The sequence below is a fragment of the Photobacterium sp. TY1-4 genome, assembly GCF_025398175.1.
In the GTDB taxonomy this organism is placed as follows: Bacteria; Pseudomonadota; Gammaproteobacteria; order Enterobacterales; family Vibrionaceae; genus Photobacterium.
In genome coordinates, this window is the sequence record NZ_CP099735.1 from 401,231 (window position 1) to 416,728 (window position 15,498).

17 protein-coding genes are annotated in these 15,498 nt (G+C 50.1%); 11 read left to right on the plus strand and 6 right to left on the minus strand.

All coding sequences use genetic code 11. The features are described from left to right. Positions 1–5 precede the first annotated feature (5 nt). From pntB to NH461_RS18440, 7 genes are all read left to right on the plus strand, one after another. Positions 6–1,382, plus strand: a complete 1,377-nt coding sequence (gene pntB, locus NH461_RS18410; RefSeq protein WP_261604067.1) for a Re/Si-specific NAD(P)(+) transhydrogenase subunit beta — start codon at positions 6–8, stop codon at positions 1,380–1,382. 193 nt (positions 1,383–1,575) lie between these two features. Further along, complete coding sequence (gene vxrA / locus NH461_RS18415) at positions 1,576–3,018, plus strand: sensor histidine kinase VxrA (protein ID WP_261604068.1); 1,443 nt, start codon at positions 1,576–1,578, stop codon at positions 3,016–3,018. Next, the gene (locus tag NH461_RS18420) at positions 2,993–3,661 is read left to right on the plus strand and encodes a response regulator transcription factor (protein ID WP_261604069.1); all 669 of its coding nucleotides are present in this window, start codon (positions 2,993–2,995) and stop codon (positions 3,659–3,661) included. Before vxrA ends, NH461_RS18420 begins: the two co-directional genes overlap by 26 nt. After that, positions 3,661–4,527: a DUF2861 family protein gene (locus tag NH461_RS18425; protein ID WP_261604070.1), complete on the plus strand. Its 867-nt coding sequence runs from the start codon at positions 3,661–3,663 to the stop codon at positions 4,525–4,527. Before NH461_RS18420 ends, NH461_RS18425 begins: the two co-directional genes overlap by 1 nt. Positions 4,528–4,720: 193 nt before the next feature. Next, complete coding sequence (locus tag NH461_RS18430; RefSeq protein ID WP_261604071.1) at positions 4,721–5,926, plus strand: NnrS family protein; 1,206 nt, start codon at positions 4,721–4,723, stop codon at positions 5,924–5,926. Positions 5,927–5,989: 63 nt separating this feature from the next. Then, positions 5,990–6,166, plus strand: coding sequence for a YoaH family protein (locus NH461_RS18435; RefSeq protein WP_261604072.1), 177 nt, complete (start codon positions 5,990–5,992; stop codon positions 6,164–6,166). A gap of 161 nt (positions 6,167–6,327) precedes the next feature. After that, positions 6,328–6,843 (plus strand): phosphohydrolase, encoded by a 516-nt coding sequence (locus NH461_RS18440; protein ID WP_261604073.1) that lies wholly within the window; start codon positions 6,328–6,330, stop codon positions 6,841–6,843. A 65-nt stretch (positions 6,844–6,908) separates the two neighbouring features. Here NH461_RS18440 and nadE read toward each other — a convergent pair whose 3' ends face one another. Continuing rightward, on the minus strand, positions 6,909–7,751 hold the full coding sequence (gene nadE, locus NH461_RS18445) for an ammonia-dependent NAD(+) synthetase (RefSeq protein ID WP_261604074.1): 843 nt from the start codon (positions 7,749–7,751) through the stop codon (positions 6,909–6,911). A gap of 183 nt (positions 7,752–7,934) precedes the next feature. On the opposite strand from nadE, the gene NH461_RS18450 reads away from it, so the two are divergent. Further along, entirely contained in the window at positions 7,935–8,459 is a 525-nt protein-coding gene (locus NH461_RS18450) for a nicotinate-nicotinamide nucleotide adenylyltransferase (protein ID WP_261604075.1), read from the plus strand. A gap of 128 nt (positions 8,460–8,587) precedes the next feature. Next, the gene (locus NH461_RS18455; RefSeq protein WP_261604076.1) at positions 8,588–9,028 is read left to right on the plus strand and encodes a hypothetical protein; all 441 of its coding nucleotides are present in this window, start codon (positions 8,588–8,590) and stop codon (positions 9,026–9,028) included. A gap of 58 nt (positions 9,029–9,086) precedes the next feature. Here NH461_RS18455 and NH461_RS18460 read toward each other — a convergent pair whose 3' ends face one another. Then, positions 9,087–9,776: an AraC family ligand binding domain-containing protein gene (locus tag NH461_RS18460; protein WP_261604077.1), complete on the minus strand. Its 690-nt coding sequence runs from the start codon at positions 9,774–9,776 to the stop codon at positions 9,087–9,089. Between the two features lie 273 nt (positions 9,777–10,049). On the opposite strand from NH461_RS18460, the gene NH461_RS18465 reads away from it, so the two are divergent. Then, positions 10,050–11,156: a 1-acyl-sn-glycerol-3-phosphate acyltransferase gene (locus NH461_RS18465; RefSeq protein ID WP_261604578.1), complete on the plus strand. Its 1,107-nt coding sequence runs from the start codon at positions 10,050–10,052 to the stop codon at positions 11,154–11,156. Positions 11,157–11,240: 84 nt separating this feature from the next. On the opposite strand, the gene NH461_RS18470 is transcribed toward NH461_RS18465, so the two are convergent. Further along, a complete protein-coding gene (locus NH461_RS18470) occupies positions 11,241–11,615 on the minus strand; it encodes an OmpA family protein (RefSeq protein ID WP_261604078.1) in 375 nt (124 codons plus the stop codon). A 245-nt stretch (positions 11,616–11,860) separates the two neighbouring features. Then, positions 11,861–12,790 (minus strand): LysR family transcriptional regulator, encoded by a 930-nt coding sequence (locus NH461_RS18475; protein WP_261604079.1) that lies wholly within the window; start codon positions 12,788–12,790, stop codon positions 11,861–11,863. Between the two features lie 513 nt (positions 12,791–13,303). Between NH461_RS18475 and chrA the strand changes: the two genes are divergently transcribed. Further along, entirely contained in the window at positions 13,304–14,458 is a 1,155-nt protein-coding gene (chrA, locus tag NH461_RS18480) for a chromate efflux transporter (RefSeq protein ID WP_261604080.1), read from the plus strand. Between the two features lie 150 nt (positions 14,459–14,608). Here chrA and NH461_RS18485 read toward each other — a convergent pair whose 3' ends face one another. Both NH461_RS18485 and NH461_RS18490 read right to left on the minus strand, forming a co-directional pair. Continuing rightward, on the minus strand, positions 14,609–15,151 hold the full coding sequence (locus NH461_RS18485; protein ID WP_261604081.1) for a DUF1439 domain-containing protein: 543 nt from the start codon (positions 15,149–15,151) through the stop codon (positions 14,609–14,611). An 80-nt stretch (positions 15,152–15,231) separates the two neighbouring features. Continuing rightward, complete coding sequence (locus NH461_RS18490) at positions 15,232–15,453, minus strand: hypothetical protein (protein WP_261604082.1); 222 nt, start codon at positions 15,451–15,453, stop codon at positions 15,232–15,234. Positions 15,454–15,498 lie beyond the last annotated feature (45 nt).

Genomic DNA, 15,498 nt, shown 5'->3' on the forward strand with positions numbered 1-15,498 from the left:
AACAAATGTCTGCAGGAATCGTACAAGCGGCATATCTTGTTGCTGCCGTACTTTTTATCATGTCACTGGCGGGACTTTCCAAGCAGGAAACAGCACGCGCAGGGAACTACTACGGCATCGCCGGGATGGCCATTGCGCTGATTGCAACGATCTTTGGTCCGGAAGCCCAAGGGACCGGCTGGATTATTCTGGCGATGATCATGGGTGGTGCGATTGGTATCCATTACGCGAAGAAAGTTGAAATGACCGAAATGCCGGAGCTGGTTGCCATTCTGCACAGCTTCGTCGGGATGGCTGCGGTTCTGGTTGGTTTTAACACCTTCCTGGACCACGGTGATCTGACCGGTGCCATGCTCAACATCCACTTGGTTGAAATCTTCTTGGGTGTCTTTATCGGTGCGGTTACCTTTACCGGTTCAATTGTTGCGTTCGGTAAACTTCGCGGGCTGATTTCATCTAAGCCGCTGATGCTGCCGCATCGCCATAAGCTGAACCTGGCTGCGGTTGTGGTTTCTATTCTTCTGCTGATGATGTTTGTCAACGCGGAAGGCTCGATGTTCGCGCTGATTATTGTCACTCTGATTGCATTTGCCTTCGGTTACCACCTGGTCGCTTCCATCGGTGGTGCGGATATGCCGGTTGTGGTATCCATGCTGAACTCCTATTCAGGATGGGCCGCAGCGGCAGCGGGTTTCATGCTGGCTAACGATCTGTTGATTGTCACCGGTGCCTTGGTCGGCTCTTCCGGTGCGATTCTGTCTTATATCATGTGTAAGGCGATGAACCGCTCATTCATCAGCGTCATTGCCGGTGGCTTCGGGACTGATGGTTCCGTTTCTACCGGTGATGAAGAGCAGGGTGAACACCACGAAGCTTCTGCTGAAGAAGTTGCGGAAATGCTGAGTGATGCACGTTCGGTGATTATTACTCCGGGATACGGTATGGCTGTTGCTCAGGCTCAGTATCCGGTACATGAAATTACCGAGAAGCTGCGCAAGAAAGGGGTGAACGTTCGTTTCGGGATCCACCCGGTTGCCGGTCGTCTGCCGGGTCATATGAACGTGCTGCTGGCGGAAGCCAAAGTGCCGTATGACATTGTGCTGGAAATGGATGAAATCAACGATGATTTCGAAGAAACCGATGTGGTGTTGGTGATCGGGGCCAATGACACGGTGAACCCGGCTGCGCTGGAAGATCCGAACAGCCCGATTGCCGGAATGCCGGTTCTGGAAGTCTGGGACGCCAAGCATGTGATTGTGTTCAAGCGCTCAATGAATACCGGTTATGCCGGTGTTCAAAACCCGTTGTTCTTCAAAGAAAATACGCAAATGCTGTTTGGTGATGCGAAAGAGTCATGTAACAAGATTCTTGAGCATATCTAACCACGCTGGCATTGCGCATCAATCAGGGAGCCTTCGGGCTCCCTTTTTTAGATTCCGGGGTATAGCTGGAAGTCTATTGTTGTTTTGAGAAGGCCGGGAGTTCGAATCTTTTCTGGCCAACCACGCCGTTAATCCTTCTGATGAATGACAATTTGCTGACATATCACCGGAATTGAGTGATACACTTGCCGGCATGAGAAAGTATGTCTTATTGTTTTCGCTGTTGATTTCAGGGGGAAGCCTTGCATCAACGGATACCTTATCTGATCGCATTGATGCGGTCCGTTCCGAGTTACTCAACAGCGAGCCGCTGGCGACGTACGATTTCAGGCAACTACAAAGCCAATTCCCGAATCCGCTGTTATTGCCATCAAGTTTGCTACCGCAATCCTCGGCATATCCGCTGAAGTCTCTGAGACGCCTTTATGCCAATGCGATCAGCTGTAAAGGCCCCTGGCCGGTCAGCCCGCTGGTGACGCATCCGGTCGTCTTTACCCGGGCAATCTGCAACAACACAATCCTGCCGAAAGGCTGGTTTGTCCGTTCAGGTTATATTCATCCGGGCGGTGGTAGTTATGCTACCCGATATATCGAGAAACATCCGGAAGCAGCCCAGCAACTGGCGGGCTATTTGCACATTCAGGAGCGGGAACTGGCGCCGACCAATACGGCGCTGGGACGGCTTCAGCGTATGAGCAGCGAAGAGATCCAGGTCTATATTGCCGGTGCGAAAACGTTCATTTCCAACGGCGAGCTCTGGATCCGCAATGGCAATGAATATTATGTCTATGATCAGCCGGCCTGGTCGGTGGCGCTGAATAAATACGACATGCATTTTATTCGGTTGAACCAAACGGACTTTTGCCTGGTCAAAAGCGGCAATATCTGTTGGCAGGAAGAAGATAAGTCTCAGCTGACGTTTTATCTGCTGGTCGGTTTGCTGGTCGGCAACATTGCCTTGTTGGTTGGCTGGGGTGTGTACCGGTTGCGGATCCGTCGCCGTGCCATGCAAGAGCGCATGCTGGTGCTGCAGATTCTGACTCACGAATTGCGGACACCGATCGCGAGTCTGGGCATGACAGTTGAGGGTTTCCGCAGGCACTTTGATGCTTTGCCCGAAAGCCTATATGATGAATTCAGGCGGCTTACCGACGATGCCAGACGCTTGCGCCAGCTGGCCGAGGCCAGCAAGGATTATTTGCAAGCAAACCAACAAGAATTAAGCGTTCAGCAGGTTGATTCCTTCAATGAATGGATGGAATACCTGAGTGAACCCTATGCAGGCGTTTCTCTCCAGTTGGCAGAGGATCGCTCTGTCTCGGTCAATATTTACTGGCTGGGCACTTGTATTGATAATTTGTTATCTAATGCCCAGAAATACGGCACTGCGCCGATCACTTTATCGTCATCGTTTCGTGATGGAAAGTTGATTGTAAGAGTTGAAGATAAGGGACAGCTCGGATCAAAAGACTGGGCTCGATTAAGAAAGCCCTTTGTCAGTGAAAAAGGCCTGGGGCTTGGTCTTACAATCGTAGAATCGATGATACGTAGAATGGGCGGACGAATGAAGTTACAAGGTCCGCCTACCACTTTTATTTTGGAGATACCGTGTGAATCAAACACTGCTTCTGGTTGAAGATGACCAAAATTTAGCTGCTGGTTTGCTGGAAAGCCTGAGAGAAGCAGGCTACGAATGCCTCTACGCGGATTGTGCAACAAAAGTCGCTGATCTCTGGCCCCAGGCAGATTTGGTGGTGCTGGATCGCCAGTTACCTGAGGGCGACTCTCTGGATTACCTGAACGGCTGGCTTGAGATGAAGCATTTGCCGGTCATTCTGCTCACAGCCATGGTATCGATTTCTGACAAAGTCGATGGGCTGGATTCAGGTGCAAAAGACTATCTGACCAAGCCGTTTGCCGAAGAAGAGCTGCTGGCACGGATCCGGGTTCATCTCCGCAACGGTGATGAGCAGCCGGCACAAGCGGCCAATGTCATTTCAGTCGGTAATATTGATATTGATCTGGATAGCCGGGAAGTGAAGCAAGGTGAAGATGTCATCGTGCTGACACGCACCGAATTTGAACTGTTGGTCTTTCTGGCCAAGCACTCGGGCCGTGTGTTTACGCGGGATGAGTTGCTGGATCAGGTCTGGGGCTATAACCACTATCCGACTACGCGTACCGTCGATACTCATATTCTTCAGCTACGCCAAAAGTTACCGGGTATCGAAATTGAAACCCTGCGTGGTGTCGGCTACCGAATGAAATCATCGAAGTAATGCGAAAAGAGCTTTCTTTAACCTGTTCGTTGCTGTTCCTCAACTCGGTGCTGGTGTCACCGAGTTTTGCTACGGGTTGGTTTGCCGGGCAGGATGTCTACACGGTCGCTCATCAGCGGTTGTTGGAAGGGAAAACGGCTGATAGCTTTGGCAGCATGGTACAAGCCTGGCAACAGCAGCCTGACGGCACCCAGCAGAATAACCTTAATCAGCTGCTACAACTGGCGATCACCGAGGATTGTGGCCGGAGCTTATCTCAAGGCACGTTACCTGACTGGTTGCCTAACCTGGCGATCCAGCGAGAAGTAATACAAAGCGTCAATCAGACCATGCTGAAGCTCTCGATTAACGGTACCAGCCGAACAGAGCTGAAAGAGGTTCGGTTGTCGAAATGGCCGGATCAGGATGTGATTAATACCACCCCCCGGATTGCGGATGGAGGGTACTTCAATGTCGAGGCGCGTCGACTGGAAGCGCCCGTGGAAGCCGGCCTGTATCAGTTGACCATTACCACGGCTCAGGATGAAGTGTTGAATCAGTGGGTCGTTTTAACGTCTCCGTTGGCGAAGCAGCGGATTGGCTGGAAAGACAGCAAGAACTGGCGAATCGAACAGGGTGGATTGCCGAATCCGGCTTGTCCGTCAGAAGTGCTGTCGATGAGCCTCTATGATCTCAATGACACCAGCTGGACGCCGCTGTGGACCGAAAATGTTGATGGCCGGTTACCCACCACGTTGCCGGTGATTGATGTCGCAGACGGTCGCTACTGGCTGAGTGTCGGTCTGATTGAAAGCCGCTGGCAAGGCAATATTGCGATTCTGGATATCCAGCGTATCACCCGCCCGGTAGATTATCCGGGATTCTGACCCGGTCAAAGCCCAGAATATGAATTAAAGACTAAGCCCGCTCGGTTGCACAAACCTGGCGGGCTGTTTTATCTTTGCTCATGCTGTCACGTCGTTTCCACGGGACCCTGCTTTTTGTCTTAAAGATGTATTTTCATTGCAACTTTAAAGGTGTATTATTCATGCATGTTTAAATGATGCGATAGGTAGCCGTATGATGCAGATTCTTGATCAAGCCAAGGAGCAACGGATCCCCCCACTTTTTCGTCTGGCTTTTCGACCGTTTTTCCTGGCCGGAAGCGCTTTTTCGGTGATTGCCATGGTGATTTGGGCCATGTTCTGGTCAGGGACTGTTAATCTTTCTGGGTGGATGTATGGTCATCCCATCTGGTGGCATAGCCATGAAATGTTGTTTGGATTTACCGGGGCCATTATTGTCGGTTTTCTCCTGACGGCGGTGCAAAACTGGACCGGCAATCCCGGCGTAAGAGGCTGGCGGCTGGCCATCATCTTTTGTTGCTGGCTTGTGGCACGACTTGGGCTGCTTTTTTCAACGCCCGGGTGGGTGTGGATGGTATTTGATCTACTGTGGATGCCATTAGCCGCTTATTTCCTGGCGAAGCCAATTGTGCTGCGGAAGCAATGGAATAACTTGTTTTTCTCTCCGTTGATTTTATTGCTGACTTACTTAAATGCGCGCTTTCATTTGATTGCCCTGGGCATCTCAGATGATAACGTGCATCACGTGTCGATGGTGGCTATTGTTACAATTTCAGTGATTGTACTGGTTGTTGGGGGCAGGGTGATTCCATTTTTCACCTGGCGAGGCACCCAAACCGAGCAGATCACTCGGATCACCTGGCTCGAGCGCGCAGCACTGATCCCGTGCTGGCTACTCTTGGCTTGTGTGCTACTCCCTATTCCGATTGCGATCCGTGAGGTGGCACTGCCAGGGTTGCTGGCTGCAACGGCTGTATTTAACTTGCTGCGCTTTTTGCGCTGGCGGACTTGGTCGACATTGAGCGTGCCGCTACTGTGGCTGCTGCATTTTGCTTATCTGTTTATGATTCTCGGGTTGTTACTGCTTGCCGCGCAACAAATGACGGGGGCGGTAAGTTACAGTGTCGCGCTTCATTTTATGACGGTTGGCGGGATTGGAGCGATGATTCTGGCGATGATAGCCCGGGTCTCGTTAGGTCATACCGGACGCCCGCTTCAAATCCGGCGCTGGATGGTTGCAGGCTTTGTCCTCATGATGTGTTCAGCTTTGGCGCGGACGTTAATGCTGATGATTTTTCCGTCGCTGGCAATCAGCAGCTATATCGTTTCTGCGCTGTTGTGGGCTTGCGCATTCGGGATTTTCACCGTGGTTTATTATCCAATCCTAACGTGTCCACGATTGGACGGCAGACCGGGTTAGTGACATTGGGTACTTTTATGCCTAAAATACCGCTCCATTTTCAATGAGCAGAAATATACAGTCATGCTGAATAACACGCCAACATTGACGCACGAGCAGCAGCAACAGGCTGCTGAACGAATCCATGAACTCATGGCTCAGGGAATCAGCAGCGGGGAGGCAATCATGATGGTTGCGAATGAAATTCGCGAGGCTGACGCGAAAAACCAGGCACAGGACAGCGATGCAGACGCTGAATAGTGCGGTAAAACAGGATACGGACAGGCGCCAATTGGCGCCTGTTTTTTCATCAAATTGTGCGTAAAATCTCAACTGTGTCAATAGGGTTTAGCAAAGTGTTCCGAGCTGAAATACACTTGAAGCGTTAGCTTTTTGTATGAACTTTTACACAGGGGGGGCGGATGAATAATCGGTACTTAAAAGCACGTACATTAGCCAGAGCAAAGCATCAGGGCCAAATGTATGGCAGTGTCCCGTATTATGTCCACCTTGAAGCGGTATCCCGCCTGGCCAGCCCGTTTGGCACTGATGCGATGGTTGTCGCGCAACTTCATGATGTTATTGAAGATACGGAAACCAGTGTTGATGAATTGGCCGCAGATTTCGGATTTCTGGTTGCCGATGCCGTCGCCTATATCAGCGATGGCAAGTTTGATAATCGGTTGTCACGCAAAGCTGAAATTCATCAGCGTTTGGCTGCGTTAGATGTTGATGAAGAAGCGGCCAGAATTGCGCTGATTGTGAAGGCTTGCGATCGGTTGGCAAATGTTCGCGCCAGCTTACATGGTGAAGCATCCTATTTCAGTTTGTATCAACAGGAGCATACAAACTTTAAAGAGGCGGTATATCGCCAGGGGCTGTGCGAGGCAATTTGGTGGGAATTGGACAACTTAATTAATCGTTCTCAGGCATCCTGAGAACGATTGTGGTGATAAAAAGGGGCGTAAAGCCCCTTTTTCTTGCTCATGATTTCTCGACGCTATCACGCTTGCTCTTCGTCATAGATGGTCGGGATTGGCTGACGCTTGTGCTGAGTTGCCTGATAAATCTCGACCAAACGCTCGGCAACTTCGGATTCAACCGGTTTACCTTCCAGAAAATCATCGATTTGGTCATAGGTGACCAGCAGGGCGTGCTCATCCGGCTTCTGCGGTGCCAGCTCTTCCAGATCGGCGGTCGGTACTTTCTTCACCAGCACTTCCGGCGCACCCAACGTTGCGGCGAGCAGGCGAACCTGACGTTTATTCAGACCAAACAGCGGTGCCAAATCACACGCCCCGTCACCGAACTTGGTATAGAAGCCGGTAATGTTCTCGGCAGAATGATCCGTTCCCAGAACCATCCCCCCCACCAAACCGGCGATTTCGTATTGAGCGACCATGCGCGCGCGGGCCTTCACGTTGCCTTTTACGAAATCCTGCTTGATGTGACACTCAGGTGCCAGCGGCGTTTGCTCCAGGGCTGCTAATGTGCTGGCGTGCAGGCCATCCACGCCATCTTTGATATTCACGCTGACCGAGTGGGTCGGTTGAATAAAAGACAGCGCCATCTGGGCCTCGTCTTCATCATGTTGCTCACCGTAAGGCAGGCGGACCGCGATGAACTGATAGTCGTGAGAATTGCTTTCGTCATTCAACCGGTTAATCGCCAGTTGCGCCAAGCGGCCGCAAAGGGTTGAGTCAACACCGCCACTGATCCCTAGCACCAGAGACTTACATCCGGTTTGCTTCATTTTTGTCTGAATGAAACTGATACGGCGCTGGATCTCAAAATCGACATCAATTTCCGGTAAAACGCGCATCTCCGCGCGAATGAGCTGTTCCATAGTGAGAGAATCCTCAGGGCATTGCCCGCTTTCTAACCAAATAGCCGAACTGAAGAGAAAAACTTCAGTCTTAGCGTTAAACCTTTTCCAAAATCATGCGATAACTCTTTAAGAGGATCAATCCTGAACAAACGATAAAATCAAATAAATCGTAAATTGGTATAAAAAAGGGCCACATTCGCTATGACAGTATCGATTGCCGTTTTTGGTAGTGCATTTAACCCACCGAGTTTAGGGCATAAATCCGTGCTGGAACGGCTGCAGCATTTTGATCGGGTGTTGCTGCTACCGAGCTTTGCCCATGCGTGGGGCAAGGTGATGATCGACTATGAAGCTCGCTGTGAACTGGTTGAAGCTTTCATTGCCGATTTGGGGCTACCGAATCTTGAATTATCCCGTCTGGAACAGGAAATGGCGGTGGGCCAGGAATCGATTACCACATTTGCGGTGTTAACTGAGCTGCAGAAACGTCAGCCTGACGCTCAACTGACGTTTGTCGTTGGGCCGGACAACTTTCTGAATTTTCACAAGTTCTATAAGGCCGATGAGATTTTGGCTCAATGGCAGGTACTTGCCTGCCCGGAAACTGTCAATATTCGGAGTACGCAAATTCGTGATAATATTGTCAATAATGGCTGTATTTCACATTTAACGACACCGCAAGTCGCTAAAATGCTCGAAGATAGAGAACGTTATCGTTTCCAATAATTAAAAGTACGTGTGTAGAGTTTGGTAAGAAAAGGCAGGGTTTCGTGAGTTGTAGATGGATTTCACATGCCGTGTTTCTGGGCTTAAATCTGTGGCCCGCAGGTATGGTGTGGGCGCAGGCGTGTCATATGTCTGCGAATGCATCCCTGCAAATGACGGCGGAAGAACAAATTGTTTATGCGCAGCCGTGTCAGCCGGAGGCAATCGCGATCCCGGAACCAATGGAACAGACATCTTCGAGTGAACTGACCTTGGTCGATGGAGATGGGCAGCAGGCAGCAGAAGAGGGTTTTTGGGACAACTGGGCCGGGCACAATGACTCACCGGTGTTGTCTTCGAATACCCAATCCACTTATTACGGTGTTGGCGTATGGTTGCCGGAGAAATACCAGCGTCTTGACGTGCTGACCCTGGAGGATGCACAGCAATGGATTAAGAATCACGGCTTGCAAATGAGTCTTGGCGTCGGAGGGGAAGACGGACGTTCAGCCCGGTTCCGTGTCGATTACCGCTGGCACGAAGAGAGTCTGAACGATCTCTTTTTACAAGTGGAAATCCCATTTCAATAACCGGCCTCGGTGTTTGTGCGGGGAACTGTACAGAAACACCGAGACTGCTGTCACTGGCTTACTCGAAGTGATGACCCAGGATTGGGAGGGCCAGTGCATTCAAAGCCTGGTGGCTGGTCTGGAGGGTTTGGGCGATTTCCTCAAGCTTACGACCGGAGCGAGTCAGCCGCAACGCTTCCCGCATGGTTAAGCAGGCTTCGAATTCATTCACAGTACATCCCAGATAGGTTGGCAGGGCTTCCAACATGGCTGTCGGCGTGATTTTTTCACCTTTGAAAAGCTGTGCCAGTTGTGCTGCTTGCGCTGGATTTAACCCAGGACAGATCTCTTCGGTTCGGACTTGCAACGTCGTGACTTGATCCGCAATCACGTTCAGCAGGTTTTTCTCGACCGATTCCGCTTGAGTCAGCGTCGTCGAATGACCTTGGTGACACTGTAACTCATCAAGTAGTGCACGAAGCAGAGGGCTGACCGTGAAAAAGCCGGCTTCGCGACACAAAGGTATGGTCAGTCGAGAAGAGAATGAGATTGTGTCGTAACGCGTGCCCGGGAGCACCGTGAGCGCGTGCAGGCAGTTAAATGGGATCCAGAATCCCTGTCCTTTCGGTACCAGAAACTCCTGATGTCCCAGCCGGAATAGCGCAGCACCTTCGCGAACGACAATCATATAGGAAATATGGCTTTTTCGGCGGGATCCCACATGGAGGAACTGCTGAAGGGTATGCGAAAATTCTATAGCTTGTTTCATAGTCAGTCTCTGGCAGAAAAGCACGCACATATTGTTCTGTTTTGGCGAAAGCGTCAACAACGTCGGAGGTTTGGCGACTTAATTGGCGCTTTTTTGGCTGAAATTGCTACGCTAACAACAGACATCAGTAACAAAACTGGGATAAGGTGCATGAAATTCATGCGTTTTTATGTGGTATGACCTCCAACCATTCCTGATATGGGGCCATGTCATTGGGCAAACTGATAAATCTGCGTAAAATGTCGCGGTTTTTATTTAAGATGAAACATGATTGTGCAAACAAATAACGATATCTATAAAGAAATACGCCCTTATAACGATGAAGAAGTTAGTGGGGCGATCGCGCGTCTGGTGAATGACAAGGAATTCATTACGGCCATCCTCAACTACCGATTCCCGCAGTTCTCCGGTGTCCTGGGCTGGCTGTTGATCCCGCTGATCAAGCGCTTTTTAATTTGGAAGTGGTCAAACGTGAAGACGGTTGCTGACGTACAGCAGCAAGTCGCACGCTATATGGAAGCAACCATCGACCATTCATGTGACGGTGTCACTCAAAGTGGTCTGGACAAACTGGACCCAAGCCAATCTTACCTGTTTATTTCCAACCACCGGGATATTGCCATGGATCCGGCGATGGTGAACTGGTGCCTGTACAAGAATAATTTCCAGACACTTCGGATTGCTATCGGCGATAACTTATTGAAAAAGCCGTGTGCGACGGAGCTAATGCGACTGAATAAAAGCTTCATTGTCAAACGCTCGGCGAAGGCACCGCGCGAGATGATGAAAGCATTGGGGCTGCTCTCCGGATATATCTCTCATTCCCTGGAGACGGGCAACTCGATCTGGATCGCCCAGAAAGAAGGCCGTGCCAAGGATGGTGATGATAAAACTGATCCGGCTATTTTAAAGATGTTCTACATGGAAGGCCGGAAGCGCAAGCAGCCATTCAGTGAATTTATGGCCGGCCTGAATATTGTCCCGGTTGCGATCTCCTACGAGAACGATCCTTGTGATGTTGCCAAAGCCAAAGAGTTGTATGAGAAAGAAACTCATGGCAGCTACGAGAAAGGTGAATTCGAGGATATCGAAAGTATCGTTCAGGGAATTGTCGGGCAGAAACGCCGGATTCATGTCAGTTTTGGTGATGTGATCCGCGCGCCGGCTGAGACGCCTGAAGCACTGGCGGAAGCGATTGATCAGCAAATCGCCAACAACTATCACTTGTTCCCGGCCAATTACATTGCAGCCGGTATTGAGGATGAAACCGCGACCGAAGCAGAGAAGGCCCGTTTTGCAGAAAAACTCTCGGGGTTACCGCAAGGGGTCGCGGATATTCTGAAGAAAATGTACGCCTTCCCGGCCTTGAAAAAACAATAAAGCAATACAACATTCTAGCAAACGGCAGCAGTGTTGGGACTGCTGCCTGCTTCCGCAACAGAAGCGGCGCTGATCGGACGGCTGTCAGAAAGCGGGCTCTGAGATCGGGCTGAGCGTTCGGACGATGACCTGGGGCGACAACACCTCAACCCGGCGATTGCGTTGCCGTTCATGTGGCTGATCTACATTCGTGACCGGGTCACTATTTCCGGCCGCAACCAACTGGATTCGTTCCTCCTCGATGCCAAACACGGATGCAATGTAAATTGCGACGGTAAAAGCCCGCTCGTAGGATAGCACCACATTCTCTTCTTCTGTGCCACTGTCATCACTGTGGCCAATCACAATCACGTAACTGTCCGGGTGCTGTCGCAGGCGAATAGCGATGGGATCCAGCATACGTTGACCGTCATCATTGAGCAGATAGCTATCTTTGTCAAAGTAAACAGTTTGCCGCATTTCAGGCAGCTCTGTCAGTAATATTGCGGCAGGGGGAACTGCTGGCGGGCCGGAGCGCTCAGTATCTCTAGTGACCCTGTCACCTTCAGTCCCGCACGCCGTCAACAGCAGACTGCTAAAGAGCACACCGAAAGTTAGAGAAAGCAGCGGTGGGTGACCTGACATTGCGGAACCTGGAATGAACAAACACTCCTTTAGGTTTAGAACATTTGTCCGGTTCCACAACTGATTTATTGAGACGTAGGTTAGCCTTGCGTGATCGGATTGAGCTCGCGATAAGGCGGCACCGACATGCGCTCAGACATAAAATCAATGAATGAGCGAACTTTGGGGGCTAAATATTTACGGCGCGGGTAGACGGCGTAGATTGGCAGCTCGACATCAGCTTTCCATTCCGGCAACAGCTGTACTAGTTTCCCGGTATCGAGCTCGTCTGTGATCAGATATGTGGCCAGATAGGCGATCCCCAGCCCGGAAAGAGCAGCCTCCAACACAGCCGGGGCATTATCAATTCGGTAGTTGCCGCGAGCACGTACTGATTGGCGAACGCCATCACGGACAAACTCCCAGTTTACGTATTTCCGTTCCCGGCTCTGGTAGGTAATACAATTATGCTTACGCAGCTCTCCCGGGGATGCCGGCGCGCCGTGTTCGGCCAGATATTCAGGGGAAGCGACCACCGCGAAGCGGCAATCTGCTAATTTGCGTGCAACCATCCCCTCCGGCGGATGTTCATGGATGGCGACCCAGCAGTCAAATCCTTCTTCGAGTAGGTTAGGGCGGTGGTCAAACAGGCTGACTTCAAGCTCCAGGTCCGGGTGAGCTTTCTGAAACTCGGCCAGGGCTGAGGTGATGTGCGAGTTTCCGAAAGACTGGGCAATGCCGACCCGTAAGACACCTTTGATCTCATTGCGATAGCCAGCGACCATGGCTTCGGCTTCACTGACGGTATCCAACAGCTGTTGGCCATATTCAGAATACTGCAGGCCGATCTCCGTCAGTGCAACGGCGCGTGTACTTCGCTGAACTAACTGGCATCCCAATCGCTCTTCCAACATTCGAATCTGTTTGCTGACCTGTGATTTTGAAATCCCGAGCCGTTCTGCTGCACGGGTAAAGTTCTGTTCATGGCCGACAGTTGCCAAGATCACCATTTGTTGAAGATTTTCTAGCATAAGGGGAGAACCGCAGTTAATAGACGCTGGAATTATACCATTGATAGTTAAGCGGTAAATGATTCAGTCATCAACCTGTGACAATGTCACAAAATTCTTCGCCAGTGCTTGTTTGTCGATGTGCTTATTCACAACTATGCCTTACAAACCATCTGCAATCTCACCTGTACCGCGTGTTCCGAAGCTATGCCGTTGGTTGCTACTAATGGCAAGGGACACAAAGCGACAGTATTTTCGCAGTTTCAGCATATTCCGCTGATTTTCTCAAGCATGCAATGTGTCGCTGTGATGATTATATTTGTTTTATTTCAATGGTTTAAGGTTATCGTTTCCATGTGGGGATAATGCATGGATTGATTTTGTTGTTAAATTACACTTGAGCGTGTGTGTTAGTGAAATATTCTGCCCGCTTGAACCTGAAGGTTCTATTGATTTCAATCATTCACTATATCAAGCTGAACGATTTCAATAATGATCTTGGCTCGAGTATGATTCAGGCTCCGAGGAGGAGTTATGTATCTAACCGTTTTGTATCGATTTTTTGTGCTGGGGCTCTATAGTTTCGGAGGCCCGGCAGCCCATATCGGCTTTTTTCAACGTGAGTTTGTTCAGCATCGAAAGTGGCTAAGCGAGCAAGACTTTACGCAGGCAGTCGCGTTGTGCCAGTTTTTGCCCGGCCCGGCGAGTAGCCAACTGGGGATGTATATTGGCTATTCAAAAGCCGGTTATCTGGGCGCATTGGCAGCATTTATCGGATTTACCTTCCCGTCATTTATCCTGCTGACGGTGTTGGCCATGGGGGCGCATGAGTACGCCGACAATGCGGTGATCGAGAGTGTGATCAGCGCGGCGAAGCTATTGGCTGTTGTCGTGGTTGCTGATGCGTTGTGGGGGATGGCGAAGAAGAATCTCACGAATGCCTTCACCGGCATGGCAGCTTTACTCACCGCGGTCAGTGTTTTTTTCAGTGAAGGCCTCCTGGGGCAAATTGTCCCGATTCTTTGCGCCGCGGGCGTGGGCTACGTGATTGCTTTGAGCCGATCGGCGTCTGAGGCTTCGGCTGCGCACTCAGCTTCATCCATTCGCCCCAACCTTGTGTTGCTTGGCGTGTTTGTAGCGCTGCTGATCGGGTTGCCGTTGATCACGGAACAGTCAGCTTGGATCAACTTATTTAATATTTTCTACCAGGCCGGGAGCTTCGTGTTTGGCGGTGGGCATGTGGTGCTGCCGTTACTGGAGCCTTTGGTTCATGGCATCGTGAGTAAAGAAATATTCCTGAGTGCGTACGCCTCAGCACAGCTTGTGCCTGGACCGATGTTTACAATGGCCAGCTATCTTGGTACGGCAGCTATGGCTGAGAGTCCGGTGCTCGGTAGTGCGGTGGCAACGCTGGCAATCTTTCTTCCGGGTGGTTTACTACTCTTTGCGTTTCTGCCTGCGTGGCATGCATTGATGACACATCCTAAACTCAAGGTGTCTTTGGCCTTAGTGAATGCCAGTGTCGTCGGATTGCTGGCAAGTGCTTTTGTTTCCCCTGTGATTCAGACCTCGATTACGTCAGCACTAGATGTTGCAGTGGTCATGGTTGGCTATGGTTTGCTGAAGTATCGGCAATGTCCGGTGTGGTTGTTGATCATCATGTTTAGCGGTTATACGTTGTTTATTTAATCAAGGGATTGATAAACCAGAGATCTGTACAGCGGCCAGCGGCGCCGCTGTGCTATTCGTCGGTTTACTTTCAACCATCTGGCGCACTATAACTTTGTAATTTCGCCAGACGATCTATAACCACATTGATCACAATTACAAGCTAGCAATTTAAAGCATCTGAACAACCAAAGCATGATTTTTAATTTTCAGCTCTGGCCGAGCCGTCTTGAGCAAGGATTGCTTCATGTCTTCATCATCCAATCGGTAGACAGGCTGGGTAAGAATTAGATTCCCGACCATTTCAACAATAGGAGAGAGCAGCTGCTTGGCCGCGAAATTGCTGAATGTGTCCGGGGTGAGATCAAGCGACTCTACCTTTAAGTCCTTGAGGTAAATCGCCCCCTCGCTTTTGTCGTAATATGGGATGGCGCTGAAGTTTGCCTGAATGGCCACTTCCTGTTGCGGTTGGCCGGTGATCATAATCTTGGCATGAGATTTTGCATCCAGATTCACTCGATCATCGGTGACCCGACCAATACCGATTTTCAGATCGTTAAACTTGATATTGGCATGTGCAAAACCTTTAACGCCAACCGTCCGCTCATAGCTGGCACGGCTATCTAAATAATCCTGGATCTCAGATTCAGTCACACTGTAACTCACGCAAGATGCCAGCATTGTCAGACAAAGCAGGACGATAATACTTCTCACTGAGCACCTTCAACGACTCATAAAAATATTGATAAGTATTAACCTTGACCCGACAAGCTGCCAGTGCAGTTTCGAGATGCTTAAAAACAGTGTTTAAATTCTTCTTTATACAGCTTGGTGAGTTTCTTCCTGTATTTCTCACCTTGCTTGCTGGTGTATCCCTGGCGCATTTTCTTCTGTATTTTTTCAATTTTCGCTCGGGTTTTTAAACACTTATCCTTAGAATCACTTTTAGCATCCACGGAAAAAGCACCAGCCATTGCGAAGCAAAAAATCATCGCCACCATTGTTTTGTAAAGCATGCGCCAAGCTCCTAATTCAACTGGACATTGATGATAAGGAAAATC

Bases quoted from the DNA above. Each gene is read 5' to 3' on its own strand.
- pntB (WP_261604067.1), top strand. From the start codon at position 6: ATGTCTGCAGGAATCGTACAAGCGGCATATCTTGTTGCTGCCGTACTT.
- vxrA (WP_261604068.1), top strand. From the start codon at position 1,576: ATGAGAAAGTATGTCTTATTGTTTTCGCTGTTGATTTCAGGGGGAAGC.
- NH461_RS18425 (WP_261604070.1), top strand. From the start codon at position 3,661: ATGCGAAAAGAGCTTTCTTTAACCTGTTCGTTGCTGTTCCTCAACTCG.
- NH461_RS18430 (WP_261604071.1), top strand. From the start codon at position 4,721: ATGATGCAGATTCTTGATCAAGCCAAGGAGCAACGGATCCCCCCACTT.
- NH461_RS18435 (WP_261604072.1), top strand. From the start codon at position 5,990: ATGCTGAATAACACGCCAACATTGACGCACGAGCAGCAGCAACAGGCT.
- NH461_RS18440 (WP_261604073.1), top strand. From the start codon at position 6,328: ATGAATAATCGGTACTTAAAAGCACGTACATTAGCCAGAGCAAAGCAT.
- nadE (WP_261604074.1), bottom strand. From the start codon at position 7,751: ATGGAACAGCTCATTCGCGCGGAGATGCGCGTTTTACCGGAAATTGAT.
- NH461_RS18450 (WP_261604075.1), top strand. From the start codon at position 7,935: ATGACAGTATCGATTGCCGTTTTTGGTAGTGCATTTAACCCACCGAGT.
- NH461_RS18455 (WP_261604076.1), top strand. From the start codon at position 8,588: ATGTCTGCGAATGCATCCCTGCAAATGACGGCGGAAGAACAAATTGTT.
- NH461_RS18460 (WP_261604077.1), bottom strand. From the start codon at position 9,776: ATGAAACAAGCTATAGAATTTTCGCATACCCTTCAGCAGTTCCTCCAT.
- NH461_RS18470 (WP_261604078.1), bottom strand. From the start codon at position 11,615: ATGCGGCAAACTGTTTACTTTGACAAAGATAGCTATCTGCTCAATGAT.
- NH461_RS18475 (WP_261604079.1), bottom strand. From the start codon at position 12,790: ATGCTAGAAAATCTTCAACAAATGGTGATCTTGGCAACTGTCGGCCAT.
- chrA (WP_261604080.1), top strand. From the start codon at position 13,304: ATGTATCTAACCGTTTTGTATCGATTTTTTGTGCTGGGGCTCTATAGT.
- NH461_RS18490 (WP_261604082.1), bottom strand. From the start codon at position 15,453: ATGCTTTACAAAACAATGGTGGCGATGATTTTTTGCTTCGCAATGGCT.